Origin of the sequence: Bacillus sp. 205(2023), from assembly GCF_037027485.1 — a bacterium.
Lineage (GTDB): Bacteria > Bacillota > Bacilli > Bacillales > Bacillaceae > Bacillus > Bacillus halotolerans.
Genome location: NZ_JAXCHF010000003.1, coordinates 270,094 through 288,950 on the forward strand (window position 1 = coordinate 270,094; position 18,857 = coordinate 288,950).

The following is an 18,857-nucleotide window of genomic DNA, read 5'->3' on the forward strand; positions in this document are numbered from 1 at the left end:
TGTTTCCATAAAAAAACTGCTGAGACCCGGCTCAGCAGTTTTTTCGGTTATTTCCCTTTGTAAAGGATCGCCTTTAACAGCGCTTTTTGCACATGGAGACGGTTTTCGGCCTGCTGGAATACAGCGGAATTCGGACCGTCAATAATCTCTGCCGTCACTTCTTCTTCACGGTGTGCAGGAAGACAGTGCAAAAATGTATAGTCAGGTTTAGCATGGCTGACAAGCGATGCATTCACCTGGTAAGGCGCGAAGACTGCGAGACGCTCTTGCTCTTCCGCTTCCTGTCCCATGCTTGTGAATACATCTGAATAAATGACGTCCGCATGTTTTACGGCTTCAATCGGATCAGCTGTAAGTGTAATGGAAGCACCGGATTGAAGGGCTGATGCCTTGGCTGCTTCCGCCGCTTCGTCTAACACTTCGTATCCCTCAGGTGAAGCAATCGAGATATCACAGCCCATTTTTGCGCAGCCGATCATCAGGGAGTGCGCCACATTATTTCCGTCACCGATATATGCGACTTTCACACCTTTGAGATCGCCTTTGATTTCCTTGATCGTCAATAGGTCCGCCAGCGCTTGGCAAGGATGATATTTATCAGTAAGCCCGTTGATGACCGGAATATCAGCGTGTTCAGCAAGCTCCTCCACCTTTTCATGCTCGAAGGTCCGGATCATGATTGCATCTACATAGCCCGAGAGCACTTTTGCCGTGTCAGCCACAGTTTCACCGCGGCCCAGCTGCAGATCTTTCTGGCTTAAAAAGAGGGCGTTTCCGCCAAGCTGCGCCATGCCGGCCTCAAATGAAACACGTGTCCGCGTGGATGATTTTTCAAAAATCATCGCAAGGGTTTTGCCTTGAAAAATAGGCTGAATCTTGTTTTGTTTCAGTACACTGGCTTCAGCAAGCAACGCGCTTATATCCTGTTCACTGAGATCTTTTAGCGTTAATAGGTCTTTTCCGAATAGATTGGTTTGCATTTCTCCCATATTCACTGTGTGCATGATGCCACTTCCTTTTTATAAAGATCTCTGAGGGAAACAGGGTGCGGACTGCCTGATCCGCTTTGCAAAAACGCCCGTACGGTTTCCTCTTCAGTAAAGACGGTAATGCCGTGTGTCATGGCTTCCAAACGCTCTTTGCGTGCTTCTTCAGAGCCGTTCAAATGGATATGGAGCGCTTTTTCATCCTGTTCCATCCATGAGGCGAATGTGCCTTCATGAACTGTAAAGCCGGCGTTTTCCGCTAATGTCTTCAAGTCCTCCGGTCCGTTTTGCAAATAAATGCTTCCTTTTTGATTCCAAACACGCGTGTAGATTTTTTTCAAGGCGCTGTCGGCGTCGTATGCAACACACATGCCTTCTCCTGTCGATTTCATTTCCGGTCCAAGCTTCACATCTACATCTTGAATCGCATGTGATGAAAAGACCGGGAACTTTACAGCAACACCATGGTGATTTTGAATTGCCGGGTTTACATCTTTTAGAGATGCCCCCGCCAGCAGCCGTGTGGCGAGCGGAATCATCGGGACGCCCATGACTTTGCTGACGACCGGAACTGTACGGCTCGCTCTCGGGTTCACTTCAAGAACGAGAATGGTTTCGTTATCGATCACAAATTGGATGTTCATAATGCCTTTAAACGAAAGCTTTTGGGCAATTTTTTGCGCAGCATCTTTTATTCCCTGCTGCAGCTTGTTTGTGACGGAAGGCCCCGGGAGAATGGCGAAGCTGTCTCCTGAGTGGACGCCCGCCCGCTCAATATGTTCGGTATATGTCGGGATAAAGACTTCTTCACCATCGGAAATCAGATCAATTTCGACTTCTTTTCCTGACACGTACTGATCAATTAAAATGGGGTACGGCATGCTGTCTTCTCCGTCCAGCAGCTGAGAAAGCGCAGCTTCCGATTCAACGATGATCATGCCCATTCCGCCAATGACATAAGAAGGACGGATTAATACCGGATAGCCGATGCCGTTTGCTTTCTCTGCAGCCTCTTCTTTTGTATAAGCAATTTCTCCTTTAGCGTGCTGCAATCCGAGTTCATCAAGAAGCTGATAAAATTGATCGCGATCCTCTAACACGTCGAGCGTTTCAAACGATGTGCCGAGAAGCGTGATTCCGGCTTTTTCGAGCGCTTCAGCAGCATTGATCGCGGTTTGGCCGCCGAACTGCACGATCGCAAAGTCAATGTTTTCCTGTTCCGCCACGTTTAATATGTGCTCCGTTGTCAGCGGTTCAAAATACAGGCGGTCCGCAATTTCATAATCAGTGCTCACGGTTTCCGGGTTGTTGTTAATCATAATCGTTTCGAACCCAAGATTTTGCAGCGTTAACACCCCATGAACAGCACTGTAATCGAATTCAACGCCCTGCCCGATGCGAATCGGTCCTGAGCCGATAATCAGCGCGCGCTTTTTCTCTTTGCGGCTGATGTCTCCATCGGTTTCTCCGAAATACGTGGAGTAGAAATAGTTGGTTTTCGCATCAAACTCAGCTGCGCAAGTATCAACAATTTTGAAGGAAGGCGTTATCCCCTTCTCTTTGCGAAGAGCGCGCACCTCTACCTCTGTCTTGCCGATAAGCGAGGCAATCGTTGCGTCTGAAAACCCTTTTTCCTTTGCCTTTTTCAATAAATCAAAAGAGAGGTCGCTCCCCGCTTCCATGATCTGATTTTCCAGCTTGATGATATTGTTAAAGGTGTGAAGGAAAAACGGGTCGATTTTTGTTTTTGCATGGATTTCTTCTATTGATAGGCTTCGGCTTAACAGCTCCATCACAACGAAAAATCTTCGATCGTCAGGTGTGATTGCCAGCTCCCAGAGCGCTTCAATTGATAAGCCGCCGAGCTCCGGCAGATGCGTGCCGACGTTTTTCAGCTCAAGGGAGGCTGCCGCCTTTTGGAGCGCCGCTTCTACATTACGTTCAATCGCCATCACTTCTCCGGTGGCTTTCATTTTTGTGCCGAGCTTGCGGTCCGCGTTTTTGAATTTATCAAACGGCCAGCGCGGAAACTTGACGATGACATAGTCCAATGCCGGTTCGAAGCTCGCATAAGTGGAGCCTGTAAGCGGGTTTTTTAATTCGTCAAGCGTGTATCCGACCGCCAATTTCGCAGCCATTTTCGCAATGGGATAACCTGTTGCTTTTGACGCGAGAGCAGATGAACGGCTCACACGCGGATTCACTTCAATGACGTAGTATTGCTTGCTGAACGGATCAAGCGCAAACTGAATGTTGCACCCGCCTACGACATCAAGTGCCGAAATGATCGTCAGACTTGCCGTCCGGAGCATTTGATAGTCTTCATCAGTTAATGTTTGTGAAGGCGCCACTACGATCGAATCGCCTGTATGCACACCGACCGGATCAATGTTTTCCATATTACAGACGGTAATGCATGTGTTGTTGCTGTCGCGCATCACTTCATATTCAATTTCTTTAAAGCCGGCAATGCTCTTTTCTACCAGACATTGATTGATCGGGCTAGCCAGGAGCGCTTGCTTGATCATGGCGGTAAATGCTTCTTTCGTAGGCGCGATGCCCCCGCCTTTTCCGCCTAACGTGTAAGCAGGCCGGATAATGACAGGAAAGCCGATGGATTCCGCAAAACGAAGGGCATCTGTTTCGTTATCGACAATTTCGCTCTCTGGAACTGGCTGATTCAGCTCGTTCATTAAAGAACGAAATTTTTCCCGGTCCTCTCCTTTTTGTATTGTATCAACGGATGTACCCAGAAGTTTGACGCCGTGCGCCTTTAAGATACCTGCTTCTTCAAGTTCAACTGCTAGATTCAGTGCAGTCTGCCCGCCTAAATTGGCCAGAAGTCCGTCGGGCTTTTCTTTCTTAATAATGTCTGTCAGGCTTTCTACCGTCAGCGGTTCAAAATATATGTCATCCGCGAAAGCTTCATCGGTCATAATTGTTGCCGGGTTGTTGTTGACGAGAATAACCCGATAGCCTTCTTCCTTGAGCGCGATGCACCCTTGAGTGCCTGAATAATCAAATTCTGCCGCCTGGCCGATGATGATCGGGCCTGAGCCGATTACTAATATGCTTGAAATACTGGTGTCTTTAGGCATGGGCGATTTCTCTCCTTGCTGGTATCACATTCTTTAAATAATCATCAAAAATCCATTCGCTTTCCGCCGGCCCGGGATGGGCTTCCGGGTGAAATTGCACACTCATGACAGGCAGCTTTTTATGGGAAAGCCCTTCAACTGACGTGTCATTGACATGGTGGAATCTGATCGTCAGCTCTTCTTGATTAATGGATTTTTCATCGACCACATAGCTGTGATTTTGGCTGGTCATGAACACCCGCTTCGTTTCACGGTCGATGACCGGATGGTTTGCGCCCCTGTGTCCGAACGGCAGCTTAAACGTATTTCCGCCGAAAGCGAGCGCAATCAGCTGGTGGCCGAGACATATGCCGAGTGTCGGAAAGCGGCTGACAATGTTTTTGATTTGTTCCATATACGGTGTAATGGCTTTCGGATCTCCGGGTCCGTTGGATAACACGACACCGTCCGGCTTTATGCCGTAAACCGATTCCATTTGCTGATACGGTATAACTGTGACCTTGCAGCCTCGTTTCACGAGTGAGGCTGCAATTGATTTTTTAAAGCCAAAGTCAATGAGAGCGATATGTTTATTTCCTTCACCGATTGTGCTGATGTCCTGTGCGGACGCCTGTTCTGCGACGTTCTCAGGCTGCAGGGCAATCTCATTCGCTTCTTTAGAGGCAGTGACAGCCGCCCCCATCGTTCCATTCGCTCGGATTTTTTTGACGACAGCCCTCGTATCGACATGGGACAAAAGCGGGATGTTCCATTTTTTCAGATATTCCTTAAGGCTGTATACCGCTTCATGATGAGAAAAATGATCGCACGCCTCGTAAACAACCGCTGCTTTCACTTGCGGTTTTTTGCTTTCAAAGTCGTTTTCATTAATACCGTAGTTGCCGATCAGCGGGTACGTAAATACGATAATCTGTCCTTTGTATGACGGGTCTGTCAGCACTTCCTGATAGCCCGTCATTCCTGTGAAAAACACAGCTTCGCCCGTGCAGTTTTCATGTCCGTCCAGTTCTCCGCTGAACACCGTTCCATCTTCTAATACTAAATAACCTTCCATCTAAAAGCCCACCTCTTGATGAATAATTAATTACAAAAATGAATTTTTATGCTTTCATATCGAAAAAAAAATCACAAATTAACAGCGGTATGCTGAGCAATCGCTTGTTTCAGCTTACTGACGGCTTCTGTTATTTCATCCTTTGTCACGGTGAGCGGCGGCAGCAGACGAATCACGTTCGGTCCGGCCGGCAGTACGAGCAAGCCTAATGTCTGCAATTCAGCAATGATGTCTGCAACAGGCCCATCACACTCAATTCCAAGCATTAATCCTTTGCCGCGGATTTGCCTCACAAAAGGACTCTTCAGTTCAGCCTCCAGCTGTTCTTTCAAAAACGCACCCTTATCAGCAGCCTCTTGCAGAAATTCAGGCTGGAATACAACCTGCAATGTTGCATTGACGGCGGCCATCGCCAGCATATTCCCTCCGAAGGTCGTTCCGTGAGATCCAGGAGTAAACGCTGCTCCCAGCTCTTTCTTGCCGATTACCGCACCGACTGGAAAGCCGTTCCCCAATCCTTTTGCAGCTGTGATGATATCAGGTGAGAGGCCGAAGTATTCGTATGCGAAGCCTTTTCCTGTCCGTCCAATACCGGTCTGAATTTCATCTACGATCAGAAGCGCCTGCTTTTCCTTGCAAAATGACTGTACGGCTGTTAAAAATTCTGCACTGGCCGGATTGACTCCGCCTTCTCCCTGTACGGTCTCAAGCATTACCGCGGCTATACCGTCTTCCTCCCCAAGAGCATCAAAAGCGGCAGGATCATTGTACGGGAGGTAGTGAAAGCCTTCCAGCATCGGGCCGAAGCCTGTTTTGATTTTATCCTGTCCGGTAGCTGCCATCCCTGCATAGGTGCGGCCGTGGAATGATTGAAGAAATGTGATGATTTTCGTTTTTCCAGTTGCTTTTCGCGCCAGCTTAATCGCGCCTTCATTCGCTTCCGCTCCGCTGTTGCAGAAAAAAACGAGATCCCCGGCACTGTTTGCAGCTAACTGCTGTGCCGCTTGCTCCTGAAGACTGTTTTCAAACAGATTGGATACGTGCCATACGCTGTCGAGCTGTTTTTTGACCTCTTCTGTGACCGCTTCATGGCAGTGGCCTAGGTTGGAAACCGCAATCCCTTGAATGAAATCGAGGTATGTTTTGCCGTTTTGATCCTCAACGCAAGTTCCCTTCGCTTTCTTTATCTCAATGTTCCACCGTCCGTAGGTTTGAAACAAGCTGCTCATGAAACAGCCTCCTTTGCTTTGACGATTTTTGTTCCTTGAAATGTTTGATCAGAGAAAAACGATCCTTTTCCATTTACAATCATCACTTCTGATACCTGATCCGATAATGCTGACAAGGCTGAATTGACCTTTGGTATCATCCCGCCTGTGATCACTTCCTGTTTAATGAGAGTCTGAATTTCCTCAGGGGTCAGGATGTCGAGACGCTGTTTTTCCTTCATAATTCCTTCCACGTCTGTGACGAACATCAGCTTATCGGCTTTCAGCGCCCCGGCGACTGCCGAAGCCGCAAGATCAGCATTGACATTCAGTGTTTTGTAATCGCTCGTCAAGGACAGGGGCGCGATTACCGGGATAATGCCTTCATCCATCAGCGCGTTTACCATAGAGGCATTAACCTTTTTAATTTCTCCGACTTCCCCGTATGTGTCCGGATCGAGATAGTCTGCTTCGAGAAGGCCCCCATCCTTGCCGGACACTCCCGCAGCCCGGAGCCCGTGTTTTGCAAGCTCGGCAACGAAAAATTTATTCACTGAGCCGGACAGTACCATTTCAGCGACTTCCAATACCGGTTTGGTTGTTTTCCGCTGTCCGCCTGAAAACTCTGTTTTGATGTTTAACCGTCTCAGCATATGTGTAATTTCCGGTCCGCCGCCGTGCACGATTGCCAATTTCCATCCTGATTCCATCAATTCTTTCAGGTTTTGAAAAAATTCTTCCGACAGCTCACGGATGACACTTCCCCCGCATTTAAAAACGATTGTTTTCTTCATTGCGCTCCCCTTTATTACGTGCGATAGCTCGCATTAATTTTGATATAATCATAGGTCAGATCACAGCCCCATGCTCTTCCGTTCCCGTCTCCTTCATGCATCTTGATGACAATGGCAATCTCATCTCCTTCGAGATATTCTTTCGCGAGAGATTCAGAGAATGGCTGAGGCTCGTTGTTTTTAAACAGGCATTGGCCCCCGAGATAAACCTCTACTTCTTCAGCCTTCACCTGAGCCGCGCTGTGCCCGATAGCCCCGATAATGCGCCCCCAGTTCGCGTCTGTTCCGTATACAGCGGTTTTTACGAGGTTCGAACCGACAATTTTCTTGGCAATTACGTTTGCATCAAGATTGTTTTTCGCCCCTTTTACTTGGGCTTCGATTAGTTTTGTCGCGCCTTCTCCGTCTCTGGCAATCTCCTTAGCCAAATCTTCGCAAGCCATCAGAAGCGCTTTTTTAAAGAGCGGCCAGTCTTTATGATCTTCCGTAAGGCACTCATTTTCCGCGCAGCCATTTGCCATGACCAATACCATGTCATTGGTAGAGGTTTCTCCGTCAACTGTAATTTGATTAAAAGAGACGTCAGTGATGTCGCGGAGCGCTTTTTGCAGCGTTTTTTCTTCGATTGCCGCGTCTGTTGTCACAAACCCCAGCATCGTTGCCATGTTTGGGTGAATCATTCCGGAGCCTTTAGCCGCTCCGCCGATGGTGACTTTTTGACCGCCGATTGTCAGTTCATAGCACGTTTGCTTGATGACGGTATCTGTCGTTAAAATCGCTTCCTCGAAATCTCCAGATCCCGCAGGCGTTTCTTTCAAAAGCTCGATGCCGGCCTGAATGTTTTCCATATTTAAATGTTCGCCGATGACACCAGTTGAAGAAACGGCGACAAGCTCCGGCTCAATGCCCAGCTGTAAAGCGAGGCTCTCCCGCATTTTGTATGCATCCTCTAAGCCCTGTTCCCCTGTACAAGCATTGGCAATGGCACTGTTGACAATGACTGCTTTCAGAGCTGATCCATGCTTTAAGCTGTCCTGTGTGACTTTAATCGGAGCCGCCTGAAAGTGGCTTTGCGTATAAACTGCCGCGCTCACTGCCGGTGTCTCGCTGAGGATGACGCCAAGGTCTTTTTTCGAGTAGCGCAGCCCGCAATGCACGCCCTTTGCCTGAAATCCTTTTGGCGAGGATACATCGCCTTTTACTTTCACTATTTGATCTTCACTCAACTGAATCATGGTTCGATTCTCTCCTGTTCTATGGATAAATTGGTGTCATGGTAAGACCTGTCTCTTCGTTCCAGCCATTCATGATATTGAAATTTTGTACTGCCTGCCCAGCGGCACCCTTCATCAGATTATCAATTACCGATACGATCGTGACCCTGTTCGTTCTTTCGTCGAGGGTAACAGATACATCGCAGAAATTGCTGCCGAACACTTCCTTCGTTTGCGGGTAATGACCCTTTGGCCTCACTCTCACAAAATATGAATCTTGGTAAAATTCCGAATATAAATCGTGCAGATCTTCTGCAGATAGGTCAGATGTTAATTGCGTATACATCGTCGCCATGATTCCCCTTGTCATCGGAACCAAGTGAGCAGAAAATGTAATAGCCTTCAACTCTGGCTGCCATTCTTTTAACGTCTGTTCAATCTCAGGGGTGTGCTGATGTTCATTTACCTTATAAATTTTAAAATTGTCGTTAAGCTCAGAAAAATGGGTTCCCATGGATGCTTTCCTCCCCGCACCGGAAACGCCTGTTTTCGCATCAACGATAACGAACGATTCATCAAGCAGCTTTTTTTGAGCCAAAGGCGCGAGGCCTAGCAGCACAGCCGTCGGGAAACACCCCGGATTGGCGATGAGCTTCGCCTGCTGAATGTTCCTTTGATTCAGCTCCGAAAGACCGTAAACCGCCTCTTGAATTGTTTCTTTTGGTGCCGCTGTCCGTTTATACCACTTTTCATATACAGCAGGCTCTTTGATCCTCAGATCACCTGACAGGTCAATAACCGGAATTCCCGCCTCTGCAAGCTGCGGAGTCAGTTCACTTGATACTCCCGGGGGCGCAGCAAGAAACATGACATCGATTTCCTGTTTGATTGTATTCATATCAATGGGCTTCAGCCTCTGCTCAGCCAAGCCGGTAAGATGAGGGTAAGCATTACTATAGACCTTTCCTTCCCCGCTGGATGAATAAAGTATACATTCTTCTGCATGAGGATGATGTGTAAGAATCCTGACAAGTTCGGCGCCTCCATAACCCGTAGCGCCTACAATTCCTATTTTCAAAACGAATTCACCTTCTTGGTCTTTGTGAAATTATTTAACATTATAACATGAATAAAAATTAATTCAATCGTATATTTAATATTTTTATTCATTTATAAATTTTCTGTTCAATAAAAAAACCGGCTCATAAAAAGCAGGCATAAATCGCTTCAAGTTGTTGATCCGGCGCCATTTACAGCTGCATAAAAAAACAGGCTGACCGTGTCAGCCTGTTTTCATCATCATCAATCCGCTCAGAAAATATAGAATAGAGCTTGTATAAAAAATCATTTGCACCGTAAAAAAGTCGGCGAGAAAACCGCCGAGCATAATGGCAGCCGCTGAAAAAACAGCGGTCCAAAAATGATAATTCCCAATCTTTTTTCCGCGTTCCCCGGTGTCTGTAAAGTCGGCGATTAATACTTTTTCTCCGTGTTTTTGCATCGCCCCAAAGAGACCTAACAGCACTTGCACGATGTACACTTGAAGAACGCTGTTTACATGCGGGACATACAAAAGCAGAACCGCCATGCCCCATGAGTTCGCAAGCAGATAATAGCGGCTGTCGATCCTTTCAGAAAGCCGGCCGAGGAGCGGGTAAATGAGCGCTCCGCTCAGTCCGAATAATCCGTAGGAAAACCCGAACTGCGTGTAGCTTGAGCCGATATTCTTCACAAACAGAATATAAAACGGAAAGATTAAACTGCTTGCGAAAAACACGCTGCTTTGTGAAAGTGTCAGCCATTTTAATTTGTTTTTCCCCATTATTTATACCTCTGATAAAAGTAATTCATAAACCGCTCATCCGGATCATACGCCCGTTTTTTCTGAAAAAACGCTTCGCTTTTCGGATACGCCTGTCTCATTTGCGCTTTTGTCTGATATGTCATATACGGCAGATAATAGCTTCCTCCGTGTTTGAGCGCAACGTCTGTCATGCGCCTGATGATTCTCGCAGCGTCAGCCTGGTCTTCTTTTGAAAAGCCCTCGTTGATTAAAAGCACGAGCGAAAACATATCATCCTTCGCATAAGACAGGTCAGCCTTTTCGTTTTTTTGCACATACCGGATCGTGATATTAAGCAGATTCAGGTCTTCGTGTGACAGCGTTTGTCTCAGGTCATCAATATAGGAAGCGTACTCCTTCACCGGCACAAAGTATTCCTGCAGCACGTCTGTATTTTCATTGTTTTCGTATTCGAGAAATTTTGATTCTGACCGCATGACGTTATTCCGTGAGATCTTTGTTCCATTTTGGCTTAGAAAATAGGATTGCTGGGTGTTCCACAGCCAGTTTCTGCCCCACCTGTACCGTCTTGACAGGCCGAGCGCGAATTTCGTCACCTGTGTATGCTCATCCTTTTTGAGATCGCTGTAAGATGTCAGCTGATCCTGCTCTTCTGATAATACGTAATTTGTGACATACATGTCTTTCAGAAATCCTTTTTCTGCTGTTGAGATGCGAGCGAGGTGCATGCGGACACCGGGATTGCCTTTGACATGCTTTGTAAAATAGTCAGCGTATGTACTGTAGTTCATTTTTTCCGTCTGCATGACGTACAGCTCGTCATCCGTTAATTCAAGCTCAGCATCGAGAATCACGCCAAAAAGACCGTACCCGCCGATAACTGCTGAAAATAAATCATCTTTTGGAGTGACGGTGACAATTGTGCCGTCGGCTTTTAAAAGACGGAATGATTTGACTGTATCAATCAGCGACCCATAGCGGATATCACGCCCGTGGGCATTGGCGCTGAGAGATCCTCCGATTGTAAAAATATTTTGTGACTGCATGACTTTTACCGCAAGCCCGTATGGATTTACGTATTTCTGTATGTCATTCCACGTCGCCCCGCTTTGGACCCTGATGGTTTTTTTCTCTTTATCGAAAGCGAGGATTTTGTTGTAGCCTGTCATGTCGAGAACGATGCTGTCCTCGTAATATGTATGGCCGCCCATCGAATGCTGGGTTCCGGCTATTGAGATTTTTATGTTTTTTCGATTGGCCTCTTTGACTGTGTCAATGAGGTTATTTTCTTCCTGACCTTTCACTGTCTGCTTAATTTTCACCGGCATCAAGCGGCTGACATCGGTCATCTCGCCGGAGCCGCTTTTTTGCTCTGAGTGAACAGAGTACGCAAACAGGGCCGCATACGCACCGGTGCACAGCGCGAATGCAAGCAATTTCTTTTTCATGGCGCTCTCCCTGCTGTTTTTTATGGCCATTATACCATGTTTGCGTCCTCTTTTTTCCAGATTATCGTCTTGCCCGTTTTTCAGCGCGGCGGTCAGCCACGATAAAACAAGCGTGAATGGCGCCCGGCAGCCAAAAGATGCATGTCAATATGAGGTTGAGGAGTGCCTGAAACGGCTTTCCCGTAAACAAAACAGCAAGCGGCGGGCATAGAACGGCAAGCAGGTACATCATTTTGCTTCACTCCTTTTCAGCTGTAAAAAGGACAGCCTCACAGTAAGGCTGTCCTCTTTTGTTTTATTGTATGCCAAGCGCGATTTTTGCATATCTTGACATTTTGTCCCGAGTCCACGGCGGATTCCACACAATGTGAACTTCCGTCTCTTTCACTTCCGGAATGTCCGCAAGCGCTTTTTTCACTTCATCAACAATAATCGGCGCTAAAGGGCATCCCATTGACGTCAGTGTCATTGTGACGTGCGTTAAGCCGTCTTCATCCATATCAACATCGTATACTAACCCGAGGTTTACGATATCAACGCCAAGCTCAGGGTCGACAACCTGTTCCAGGGCGCCCATAATGTTTTCTTTTAATGCTTCTTCCACATTCCCTCACTCCTTTTTTCTACAGTATAACGTAAATCCGGCCTGTGTTTACACCTTTGTGCTTTATAAATGCGTTTCAAACCATTCAATGGTTTTTAACACAGCGGCCCGCGGCACTTTGTGATCGGCTCGTTCATCCGCAATAAACTGGAGATGTTCCGGCTGCTCGCTGTAATAAGATTTAATCGTGTCATAAAATTTCCGGGTCGGCGCGTAAGGCACGACTTGATCTTTAACGCCATGCCAAAATAAAAGCGGGCGCTGGCGAAGTTTCTCCGGCTGAAGGCTGAGATCCAGCACTTTAAGGCGCTCCATGAGCTCCCGCACCCTTTCCTCCGGCACATCGATATCGATGCCCTGAGATTTGATGTGGTCGATCTGCTGCTGAAACAGCTCGACATAATTCGGGCTTCCCATCAGGCTGACGCCGGCTTGTACCCAGTCATAAACCGTTAAGGCGCCAAGTGTTGTAATGCCGCCCATTGATGTACCCGCAAGCCCGATACGGCCGCCGTCTATCAGGCCTTCCTTCTCAAAATGGTTCTTGAGTACTTCAAGCTCTTCAATCTCGTTTAGCACGATGTCCCAAAAATGGCCGGCCAGCTTTTCAACAGCCATTTGCTCTCCCCGTTCACCATGGTGCAGCGCCTCCGGCAGAACGGCTCTAAAGCCCTTCTCCGCAAGCAGATAGGCAATATGAAGGTTGTGTTCCTTTGCGCTTGTAAAGCCATGTATAAAGAAAACAAGAGGAACGGCACGGTGCCTGTTCTCTTCTTTTACAATATGTAAAAACGGAATGCCGGAAACGGTTTGATTTTCAATTTGAATCACAATGTCCCCTCCTTAGGATAACCATAATCATAAGTGTAACATGTAGACAATAAAGATGGTAAAAAGCTACACTGTAATTAAGGCAACTCACGTAAAATCTATGGTTAAAGGAGCTTTTCATGGAGACAAAACCCTATGTAATCGCATTAGATTTAGATGGAACATTATTAAAGGACGATAAAACAATATCAGAAAACACCCTTCAAACGATACAGCGCCTAAAAAATGGCGGACATTACGTCTGCATCTCCACCGGCCGGCCGTACCGTTCAAGTTCCATGTACTATGAGCAGATGAATCTGACAACGCCGATCGTCAATTTCAACGGAGCGTTTGTCCACCATCCCCAAGATGACAGCTGGGGACGGTATCATACCTCACTGCCGCTTCAAGTTGTCAAACAGCTTGTGGATATCAGCGAGACCTACAACGTACATAATATACTTGCTGAAGTCATCGATGATGTGTACTTCCATTATCATGATGAGCATCTGATTGATGCCTTTAACATGAACACAACAAATGTCACCGTAGGCGATTTGCGTGAAAATCTCGGTGAGGATGTCACCTCTGTGCTCATCCATGCGAAAGAGGAAGATGTGCCAGAGATACGCGCTTATCTAACAGATGTGCACGCCGAGGTGATTGATCACAGAAGATGGGCAGCCCCGTGGCATGTGATTGAGATTATTAAAAGCGGCATGAACAAAGCGATTGGCTTGCAGAAAATCAGTGATTACTACGGCGTGCCGCGAGAACGGATCATCGCTTTTGGCGATGAAGATAACGACTTAGAAATGCTTGAATTTGCAGGATGCGGCGTCGCCATGGGAAATGGAATTGACGCAGTCAAGCAGATCGCTGACAAAACGACGGGTTCCAATGAAGAAGATGGGGTCGCCCAATTTTTGAAAGAATATTTCTCAATATAAAGAGCGGAGTGTTTTAATTTTTCCCACTTATAAACCTTTACCCGCCCCAGCATACTATGGGAGACGACTCATCTCGTCAAAGTATGGAAGGGGGCAGTCTCACAATGGGTAAACGAAGCAAATCCAGAAGGTTTATTCAGCAGGGTAAAGACTCCATCGGGCTACACGCCGCAAGATTTCCATATCGGGCTACATTAGAAGAAGCTCACCAGCATGCCGCGGCACGAGATTCGGCCGAAAGACAGGTTGAATATTAAATGAGAAACGAACTGTTTCAGCAGGCGAAATCATTTGTTCAACAGGCTGTCATGGTGACAAACGGCTTTGAAGAAGGCGATCAGGAACAAGCGATTCTGAGGGCCAAAAATGCTGTGTCTTCTGCGTATGCCAATTCGACAGATGCGGAGCGTCAACAGCTTCATCAATTTCAAGATCAACTGGATAAATTGCAATAAAAAAGGGCTATGGCGATTCGCCATAGCCTATTATTTGACCTCAAACTGCTGAACAGCCTGGACCTGCTTAAGATTCTCCGCTCTGCCCTTAAACGTCACCTTCACCTCGTATGTTCCCGGCTCCGGTACTTCCTTCCATTCATCAGTGAAATCATAGGTTTCTCCCGGTTCAAGCGTCAGGTTTTGAAAAGCCTGTGTAAACATTTTGTCTTTCGAATAACGGTATCTTTCTTTGTGTTCTGAATCGTACACGACAAGTTCAAATTTTTGTCCCGTGCTGAATTGAAACTCCACCCTGCGTTCGCTTTGGTTCTTCAGTGACATGTTAAATTTGATTTGTTCAGGCTCCTGAATTGCGTCAACAGATAAAACAACCTCTTGATTCTCCATTCCGCCTGATACCTCCTTATCGGGTTCTGTCTGCTCATTTTTCCCGCAGCCTATTAATAGCACCACAGGCAAGAGCATCACAAGCAGCCGTTTCACGACTTCCACCTGCTTTCGTCAGTCTTTTCTAAAGAAACCAAAAATCCCGGTCGTTTGGACAATGTTTGTAAATGCTTTCGGGTCCACTTCTTTTACGATTTTTTCTAAATCGTACAATTCATACCTCGTGATGACGATAATCATCATTTCTTTCTGCTCGTTTGTAAAAGCTCCTTTGGCTGGGACAGTCGTTATGCCCCGCACCATTTTTCCATAAATGGCTTCTTTGATTTCGTCCGCTTTTTTCGTCACAATCATTGCTGTCAGCTTCATGTGCCGGGTATGAATCGCGTCGATCACCCTCGTTGTCACATACAAAGTAACAAGGGTATATAAAGCTTTCTCCCAACCTTGCAATAATCCTGCCGTCAGAATGATAATCCCGTTCAGAATAAAGAAATACGTGCCCACGGGTTTATCCTTCCATTTGGCCAGCACCATAGCGACGATATCAAGGCCGCCTGTCGAAGCGCCGTACTTTAATGTTAAACCGATTCCGACCGCGGAAATCACGCCGCCGAATACCGCGTTCAGCAGGATGTCATGAGACAGTCTCATTTCCGGCAGGATTCCCATAAACAATGTGGTCAGTGCGACACTCAAAATGCTGTACACCGTAAACGATCTGCCGACCTTCAGCCATCCTAAAATACCGACCGGAATATTTAAGAGGAACAAGAGCGTTCCCGTCGATATGTAGAAAGGGGCATATTGGTCAACGACGCTTGATAAAAGCTGGGCGACACCCGTGAATCCGCTGGCATATACATCTGCCGGAATCAGAAATAAGTTCAGCCCGGCCGCATTAAGTAAGGCCCCGATGATGACGATGAGTAATTTTTTTGTTTGATCTAGTACCATGGCATGTTCCTCCGCTCATTCTTCTTTATTATGTTTTCCCTTAAAACAAATATTTGAACACGATTTTGACAAATTAATATGATATAGTTGGCTTAAATCACATGATGACGAGCGATAAACGGAAAGAAGGGAAGCAAAATGACAGTTCATCTCATCGCTGACAGCGCCGCTGATCTGCCTCGTTCTTATTTTGAGGAAAACGGCATTGGCTTTATCCCGCTTAGGGTTTCTCTCGGCGACAAAGAATATGAAGATGCAGTCACGATTCATGCGGAACAAATATTTGAAGCGATGCAAAATGGGGAAGCGCCAAAGACGTCCCAAGCCTCACCGCAAACAATTAAAAATGTATTTTTGCAATATGCCGAAACAGGAGAGCCCGCACTTTACATCGCTTTTTCCTCAGGACTCTCCGGCACCTATCAGACAGCCGTCATGATCGCCAATGAAGTGAAGGAAGAATTCCCGGATTTTGATTTGCGGGTGATTGATTCCAAATGCGCTTCATTAGGGTGCGGTCTGGCCGTCCGGCATGCACGCGAACTCTGTATCAACGGAAATACAATACAAGAAATTGAAACGTCTGTAAAGAGCTTTTGCGCACAGCTTGAGCACATTTTTACAGTCGATGATTTAACGTACCTCGCCCGGGGCGGCCGAATTTCAAAAACGTCCGCTTTTGTCGGCGGTCTGCTCAATATTAAACCGCTTCTTCATATGGAGGACGGCAAGCTTGTGCCTCTTGAAAAAATCCGCGGACAGAAAAAGCTGTTCAAACGGATTATTGAATTAATGAAAGAGCGAGGAGACAATTGGAGCGAACAAACCGTCGGAATCAGCTATGCCGCTAACGAAGGAACAGCCAATGAAATGAAACACTTGATCGAAGACGCGTTCAAGCCGAAAGACATCATCATGCACTCCATCGGCTCTGCTGTCGGATCCCATTCCGGGCCGGGCACACTGGCCATATTTTTTCTCGGTAGATCATAAAAAAACAGCCAGGCTGAAAAAGCCCTGGCTGTTTTTCATTTTTATTGAATTCCGACTGCGTCATATGCCTTTTCGACAGAAGCTGATTGCTTCGAGTCTTCACCGTATAAATCATTGGCAGCTTCGATTGCCGCTTGCTTCATCATGCTGAAGTCTGAAGAAGGCGTTACATAATATGTCAAAGCCCGGTAATAAATTTGCTCACAAGCTTCACGCCCGATCCCCTCAACCCGCACATCATGGTGCACGCCGCCTTCTGCGAGAAGATATGCCGCTTTATTGTGGATCGACGAATTGATATGCACCCCGCCGTAATCCTCTGTGCCCGTATATCGGTTTGAATAATGATCCGGATTCCCCTGCTTGGAAGGGTCCTCTAATGAACGTAAAGCATCCCCGCGTACATCCGGCGTATATACATCCTCGCCGATTTCCCAGTCATCCCGGTCTGTCATCGCCGCCATAATATCAGAAATGGATTCGTTTAGCGCGCCGGGTTCTCCCTGATATAAAAGGCCTGCGGAATACTGGGTGACCGCGTGTGTCATTTCATGCGCCACAATGTCGAGCGATCCGGACAGCGGCTTAAACTTAGCGCCGTCACCATCCCCGTACACCATCTGCACACCGTTCCACGCCGCATTGTTCCACTGTGTTCCCACATGTACGGTAGACGTAATTCTCGCGCCGTTTTGATCAAAAGAATGGCGGCCGAACGTGCCGCTGTAATAGTCGTAAACGGTTTGTGCGTTTGCATGGGCATCTACAGCCGCCGGGTCATGAAATACGGACGTGCCGCTGACCACTTCACTGCCTGTATACCCGATCAATTGAGACAAAAGGGTAAACAAGGTTTCGTTCAGGTTCTTTGCGTCAAAAGTATTTATCCCTTTTCCCCTTGTTTCGTCAGCCAAATAATAACGCCCATTCTGTTCAGTTACTTCAAAGCTTTTTTCTTCTCCTGATACGCCGATTCCTGTACCGGCTGCTTCATGAATGGCATTAAAAGAATCGATGACCTTTCCGCTTTTGGCATTGATGAAATAATGCCAATATCCAGGCTCAGGTTCAGACGTCGATAGTCTTACAAGGTAGGCAAGGTCATATGCGCCTTCGTGCGGATAAATATATAATTCGGCTTTCGGTTCCCCGTCAACATACTCGATTTTTCCAATGGAGGCCTCAAGCGCACGGCGCGCTGTATGTATGGCTTTTTTCTTAGATACAGACGGTGTGACAGATATGTCATTTATTTGCGGGTGCACCTTCCCGAAGAAACTTTTCACTTGTTTGTTTTCCTTCATCGCGACCGCCTGTCCAAAGCCGTAAACAGGAATCCCTTTATACACTTCCTCTAATTTAAAAAATGTTTGGTTTGTCTTTGAATCCTTTATTGTTTTTGAAATGCGAAAATGGCTGTTCGCGTTTCCTTTGAGCTTAAAATGGGTTTGTTGCTTGTCCAGATATGAAAATAGCGCTTCTTTCTGCGTTAGGTTTTGAGCTGGCTGCCATGATGGCTGTGATTTTTCGATGATGTATGAAGGGGTTTGATACGTATGGTCGTATTTGATGCTTTGATCTGCTGAGGCATTTGATGCAAAAACACATTGAGCCGCCGTGCATAAGCCGGCCATAAACAGAGTTGTTTTGAACAGTGTACGCAAAACACCACATCCTTCCTGTTTTTTCGTTCATCCTAACAAAAAAACCGAAACTTGTATGTGGTGCTTCGTTCCTATTTTCAGGAAAAAGAAAGAAGGACAGAGGTTTCGCTCCGTCCTTCAGCTCCTATTCTACCAGTTTTTTATTCACGTAAATAATAACCCCTGCGCCATATGCCAAAATAAGCGGCGGAATCAGCTGCTCCTGGCCTTGAAATGAGATAAAGCTGTTCAGCAGAATGAACAAACCGGAATTCAAGAAAAAGTAGCCTGCTATTCTGGCCAGCCGATCCTTATCCCGGATACGTGCCTCATTAAACCCCGCCAGCATCCACGTCTGTTTTTTGATCCCGACAAAATAGGCTACCACAAAGAATAAAAGCGAAATGACAATTAATAGATAATTGATGCTGATCTCCATATTACAG

Annotated in this window: 19 protein-coding genes and 1 pseudogene; 4 read left to right on the forward strand and 16 right to left on the reverse strand. The window is 46.7% G+C overall.

What is annotated here, in order from left to right; translation table 11 throughout:
• Positions 1–31 precede the first annotated feature (31 nt).
• The 12 genes and pseudogenes from argF to WA325_RS11870 form a co-directional block, all read right to left on the reverse strand.
• Positions 32–989, reverse strand: a pseudogene (gene argF, locus WA325_RS11815) (ornithine carbamoyltransferase).
• Between the two features lie 2 nt (positions 990–991).
• The gene (locus tag WA325_RS11820) at positions 992–4,084 is read right to left on the reverse strand and encodes a carbamoyl phosphate synthase large subunit (protein WP_336183664.1); all 3,093 of its coding nucleotides are present in this window, start codon (positions 4,082–4,084) and stop codon (positions 992–994) included.
• Positions 4,077–5,138, reverse strand: a complete 1,062-nt coding sequence (locus tag WA325_RS11825) for a carbamoyl phosphate synthase small subunit (RefSeq protein WP_202853792.1) — start codon at positions 5,136–5,138, stop codon at positions 4,077–4,079. The genes WA325_RS11820 and WA325_RS11825 overlap by 8 nt, the downstream gene beginning before the upstream one ends.
• Before the next feature lie 71 nt (positions 5,139–5,209).
• Complete coding sequence (locus tag WA325_RS11830) at positions 5,210–6,367, reverse strand: acetylornithine transaminase (RefSeq protein WP_202853793.1); 1,158 nt, start codon at positions 6,365–6,367, stop codon at positions 5,210–5,212.
• Positions 6,364–7,140, reverse strand: a complete 777-nt coding sequence (gene argB / locus WA325_RS11835; RefSeq protein WP_202853794.1) for an acetylglutamate kinase — start codon at positions 7,138–7,140, stop codon at positions 6,364–6,366. Before argB ends, WA325_RS11830 begins: the two co-directional genes overlap by 4 nt.
• 14 nt (positions 7,141–7,154) lie before the next feature.
• Positions 7,155–8,375 (reverse strand): bifunctional ornithine acetyltransferase/N-acetylglutamate synthase, encoded by a 1,221-nt coding sequence (argJ, locus tag WA325_RS11840; RefSeq protein WP_202853795.1) that lies wholly within the window; start codon positions 8,373–8,375, stop codon positions 7,155–7,157.
• A 19-nt stretch (positions 8,376–8,394) separates the two neighbouring features.
• Positions 8,395–9,432 carry an N-acetyl-gamma-glutamyl-phosphate reductase gene (gene argC, locus WA325_RS11845; protein WP_105953739.1) on the reverse strand — a complete coding sequence of 346 codons (1,038 nt, stop codon included), beginning with the start codon at positions 9,430–9,432 and terminating at the stop codon, positions 8,395–8,397.
• 204 nt (positions 9,433–9,636) lie between these two features.
• A complete protein-coding gene (locus WA325_RS11850; RefSeq protein WP_044156416.1) occupies positions 9,637–10,176 on the reverse strand; it encodes an MFS transporter in 540 nt (179 codons plus the stop codon).
• Positions 10,176–11,606, reverse strand: a complete 1,431-nt coding sequence (locus tag WA325_RS11855; RefSeq protein ID WP_336183665.1) for an FAD-binding oxidoreductase — start codon at positions 11,604–11,606, stop codon at positions 10,176–10,178. Before WA325_RS11855 ends, WA325_RS11850 begins: the two co-directional genes overlap by 1 nt.
• 61 nt (positions 11,607–11,667) lie before the next feature.
• Positions 11,668–11,838, reverse strand: coding sequence for a YqaE/Pmp3 family membrane protein (locus tag WA325_RS11860; protein ID WP_003224527.1), 171 nt, complete (start codon positions 11,836–11,838; stop codon positions 11,668–11,670).
• A gap of 63 nt (positions 11,839–11,901) precedes the next feature.
• Positions 11,902–12,210 carry a metal-sulfur cluster assembly factor gene (locus WA325_RS11865; protein WP_003224525.1) on the reverse strand — a complete coding sequence of 103 codons (309 nt, stop codon included), beginning with the start codon at positions 12,208–12,210 and terminating at the stop codon, positions 11,902–11,904.
• Positions 12,211–12,273: 63 nt separating this feature from the next.
• The gene (locus WA325_RS11870) at positions 12,274–13,041 is read right to left on the reverse strand and encodes a prolyl oligopeptidase family serine peptidase (RefSeq protein WP_336183666.1); all 768 of its coding nucleotides are present in this window, start codon (positions 13,039–13,041) and stop codon (positions 12,274–12,276) included.
• Positions 13,042–13,160: 119 nt separating this feature from the next.
• On the opposite strand from WA325_RS11870, the gene WA325_RS11875 reads away from it, so the two are divergent.
• The 3 genes from WA325_RS11875 (at position 13,161) to WA325_RS11885 (ending at position 14,428) form a co-directional block, all read left to right on the forward strand.
• Entirely contained in the window at positions 13,161–13,973 is an 813-nt protein-coding gene (locus WA325_RS11875) for a Cof-type HAD-IIB family hydrolase (protein ID WP_227598272.1), read from the forward strand.
• Between the two features lie 104 nt (positions 13,974–14,077).
• Complete coding sequence (locus WA325_RS11880; protein ID WP_181185655.1) at positions 14,078–14,230, forward strand: hypothetical protein; 153 nt, start codon at positions 14,078–14,080, stop codon at positions 14,228–14,230.
• Complete coding sequence (locus WA325_RS11885; RefSeq protein ID WP_003224518.1) at positions 14,231–14,428, forward strand: DUF3813 domain-containing protein; 198 nt, start codon at positions 14,231–14,233, stop codon at positions 14,426–14,428.
• Between the two features lie 30 nt (positions 14,429–14,458).
• Here the strand turns inward: WA325_RS11885 and WA325_RS11890 are convergent, their stop codons facing one another.
• Complete coding sequence (locus WA325_RS11890; RefSeq protein ID WP_306460569.1) at positions 14,459–14,914, reverse strand: BsuPI-related putative proteinase inhibitor; 456 nt, start codon at positions 14,912–14,914, stop codon at positions 14,459–14,461.
• An 18-nt stretch (positions 14,915–14,932) separates the two neighbouring features.
• Positions 14,933–15,775: a YitT family protein gene (locus WA325_RS11895; RefSeq protein ID WP_024120888.1), complete on the reverse strand. Its 843-nt coding sequence runs from the start codon at positions 15,773–15,775 to the stop codon at positions 14,933–14,935.
• Positions 15,776–15,913: 138 nt separating this feature from the next.
• Here WA325_RS11895 and WA325_RS11900 point away from each other — a divergent pair, with 138 nt between their 5' ends.
• The gene (locus WA325_RS11900) at positions 15,914–16,768 is read left to right on the forward strand and encodes a DegV family protein (RefSeq protein WP_105953743.1); all 855 of its coding nucleotides are present in this window, start codon (positions 15,914–15,916) and stop codon (positions 16,766–16,768) included.
• 41 nt (positions 16,769–16,809) lie between these two features.
• Here the strand turns inward: WA325_RS11900 and WA325_RS11905 are convergent, their stop codons facing one another.
• Both WA325_RS11905 and WA325_RS11910 read right to left on the reverse strand, forming a co-directional pair.
• On the reverse strand, positions 16,810–18,432 hold the full coding sequence (locus WA325_RS11905) for a M4 family metallopeptidase (protein ID WP_326325908.1): 1,623 nt from the start codon (positions 18,430–18,432) through the stop codon (positions 16,810–16,812).
• 124 nt (positions 18,433–18,556) lie between these two features.
• Positions 18,557–18,850: a DUF3784 domain-containing protein gene (locus WA325_RS11910; RefSeq protein WP_024120885.1), complete on the reverse strand. Its 294-nt coding sequence runs from the start codon at positions 18,848–18,850 to the stop codon at positions 18,557–18,559.
• Between the last annotated feature and the right edge of the window lie 7 nt (positions 18,851–18,857).

Bases quoted from the DNA above. Each gene is read 5' to 3' on its own strand.
- WA325_RS11820 (WP_336183664.1), bottom strand. From the start codon at position 4,084: ATGCCTAAAGACACCAGTATTTCAAGCATATTAGTAATCGGCTCAGGC.
- WA325_RS11825 (WP_202853792.1), bottom strand. From the start codon at position 5,138: ATGGAAGGTTATTTAGTATTAGAAGATGGAACGGTGTTCAGCGGAGAA.
- WA325_RS11830 (WP_202853793.1), bottom strand. From the start codon at position 6,367: ATGAGCAGCTTGTTTCAAACCTACGGACGGTGGAACATTGAGATAAAG.
- argB (WP_202853794.1), bottom strand. From the start codon at position 7,140: ATGAAGAAAACAATCGTTTTTAAATGCGGGGGAAGTGTCATCCGTGAG.
- argJ (WP_202853795.1), bottom strand. From the start codon at position 8,375: ATGATTCAGTTGAGTGAAGATCAAATAGTGAAAGTAAAAGGCGATGTA.
- WA325_RS11850 (WP_044156416.1), bottom strand. From the start codon at position 10,176: ATGGGGAAAAACAAATTAAAATGGCTGACACTTTCACAAAGCAGCGTG.
- WA325_RS11855 (WP_336183665.1), bottom strand. From the start codon at position 11,606: ATGAAAAAGAAATTGCTTGCATTCGCGCTGTGCACCGGTGCGTATGCG.
- WA325_RS11860 (WP_003224527.1), bottom strand. From the start codon at position 11,838: ATGATGTACCTGCTTGCCGTTCTATGCCCGCCGCTTGCTGTTTTGTTT.
- WA325_RS11875 (WP_227598272.1), top strand. From the start codon at position 13,161: ATGGAGACAAAACCCTATGTAATCGCATTAGATTTAGATGGAACATTA.
- WA325_RS11880 (WP_181185655.1), top strand. From the start codon at position 14,078: ATGGGTAAACGAAGCAAATCCAGAAGGTTTATTCAGCAGGGTAAAGAC.
- WA325_RS11885 (WP_003224518.1), top strand. From the start codon at position 14,231: ATGAGAAACGAACTGTTTCAGCAGGCGAAATCATTTGTTCAACAGGCT.
- WA325_RS11895 (WP_024120888.1), bottom strand. From the start codon at position 15,775: ATGGTACTAGATCAAACAAAAAAATTACTCATCGTCATCATCGGGGCC.
- WA325_RS11900 (WP_105953743.1), top strand. From the start codon at position 15,914: ATGACAGTTCATCTCATCGCTGACAGCGCCGCTGATCTGCCTCGTTCT.
- WA325_RS11910 (WP_024120885.1), bottom strand. From the start codon at position 18,850: ATGGAGATCAGCATCAATTATCTATTAATTGTCATTTCGCTTTTATTC.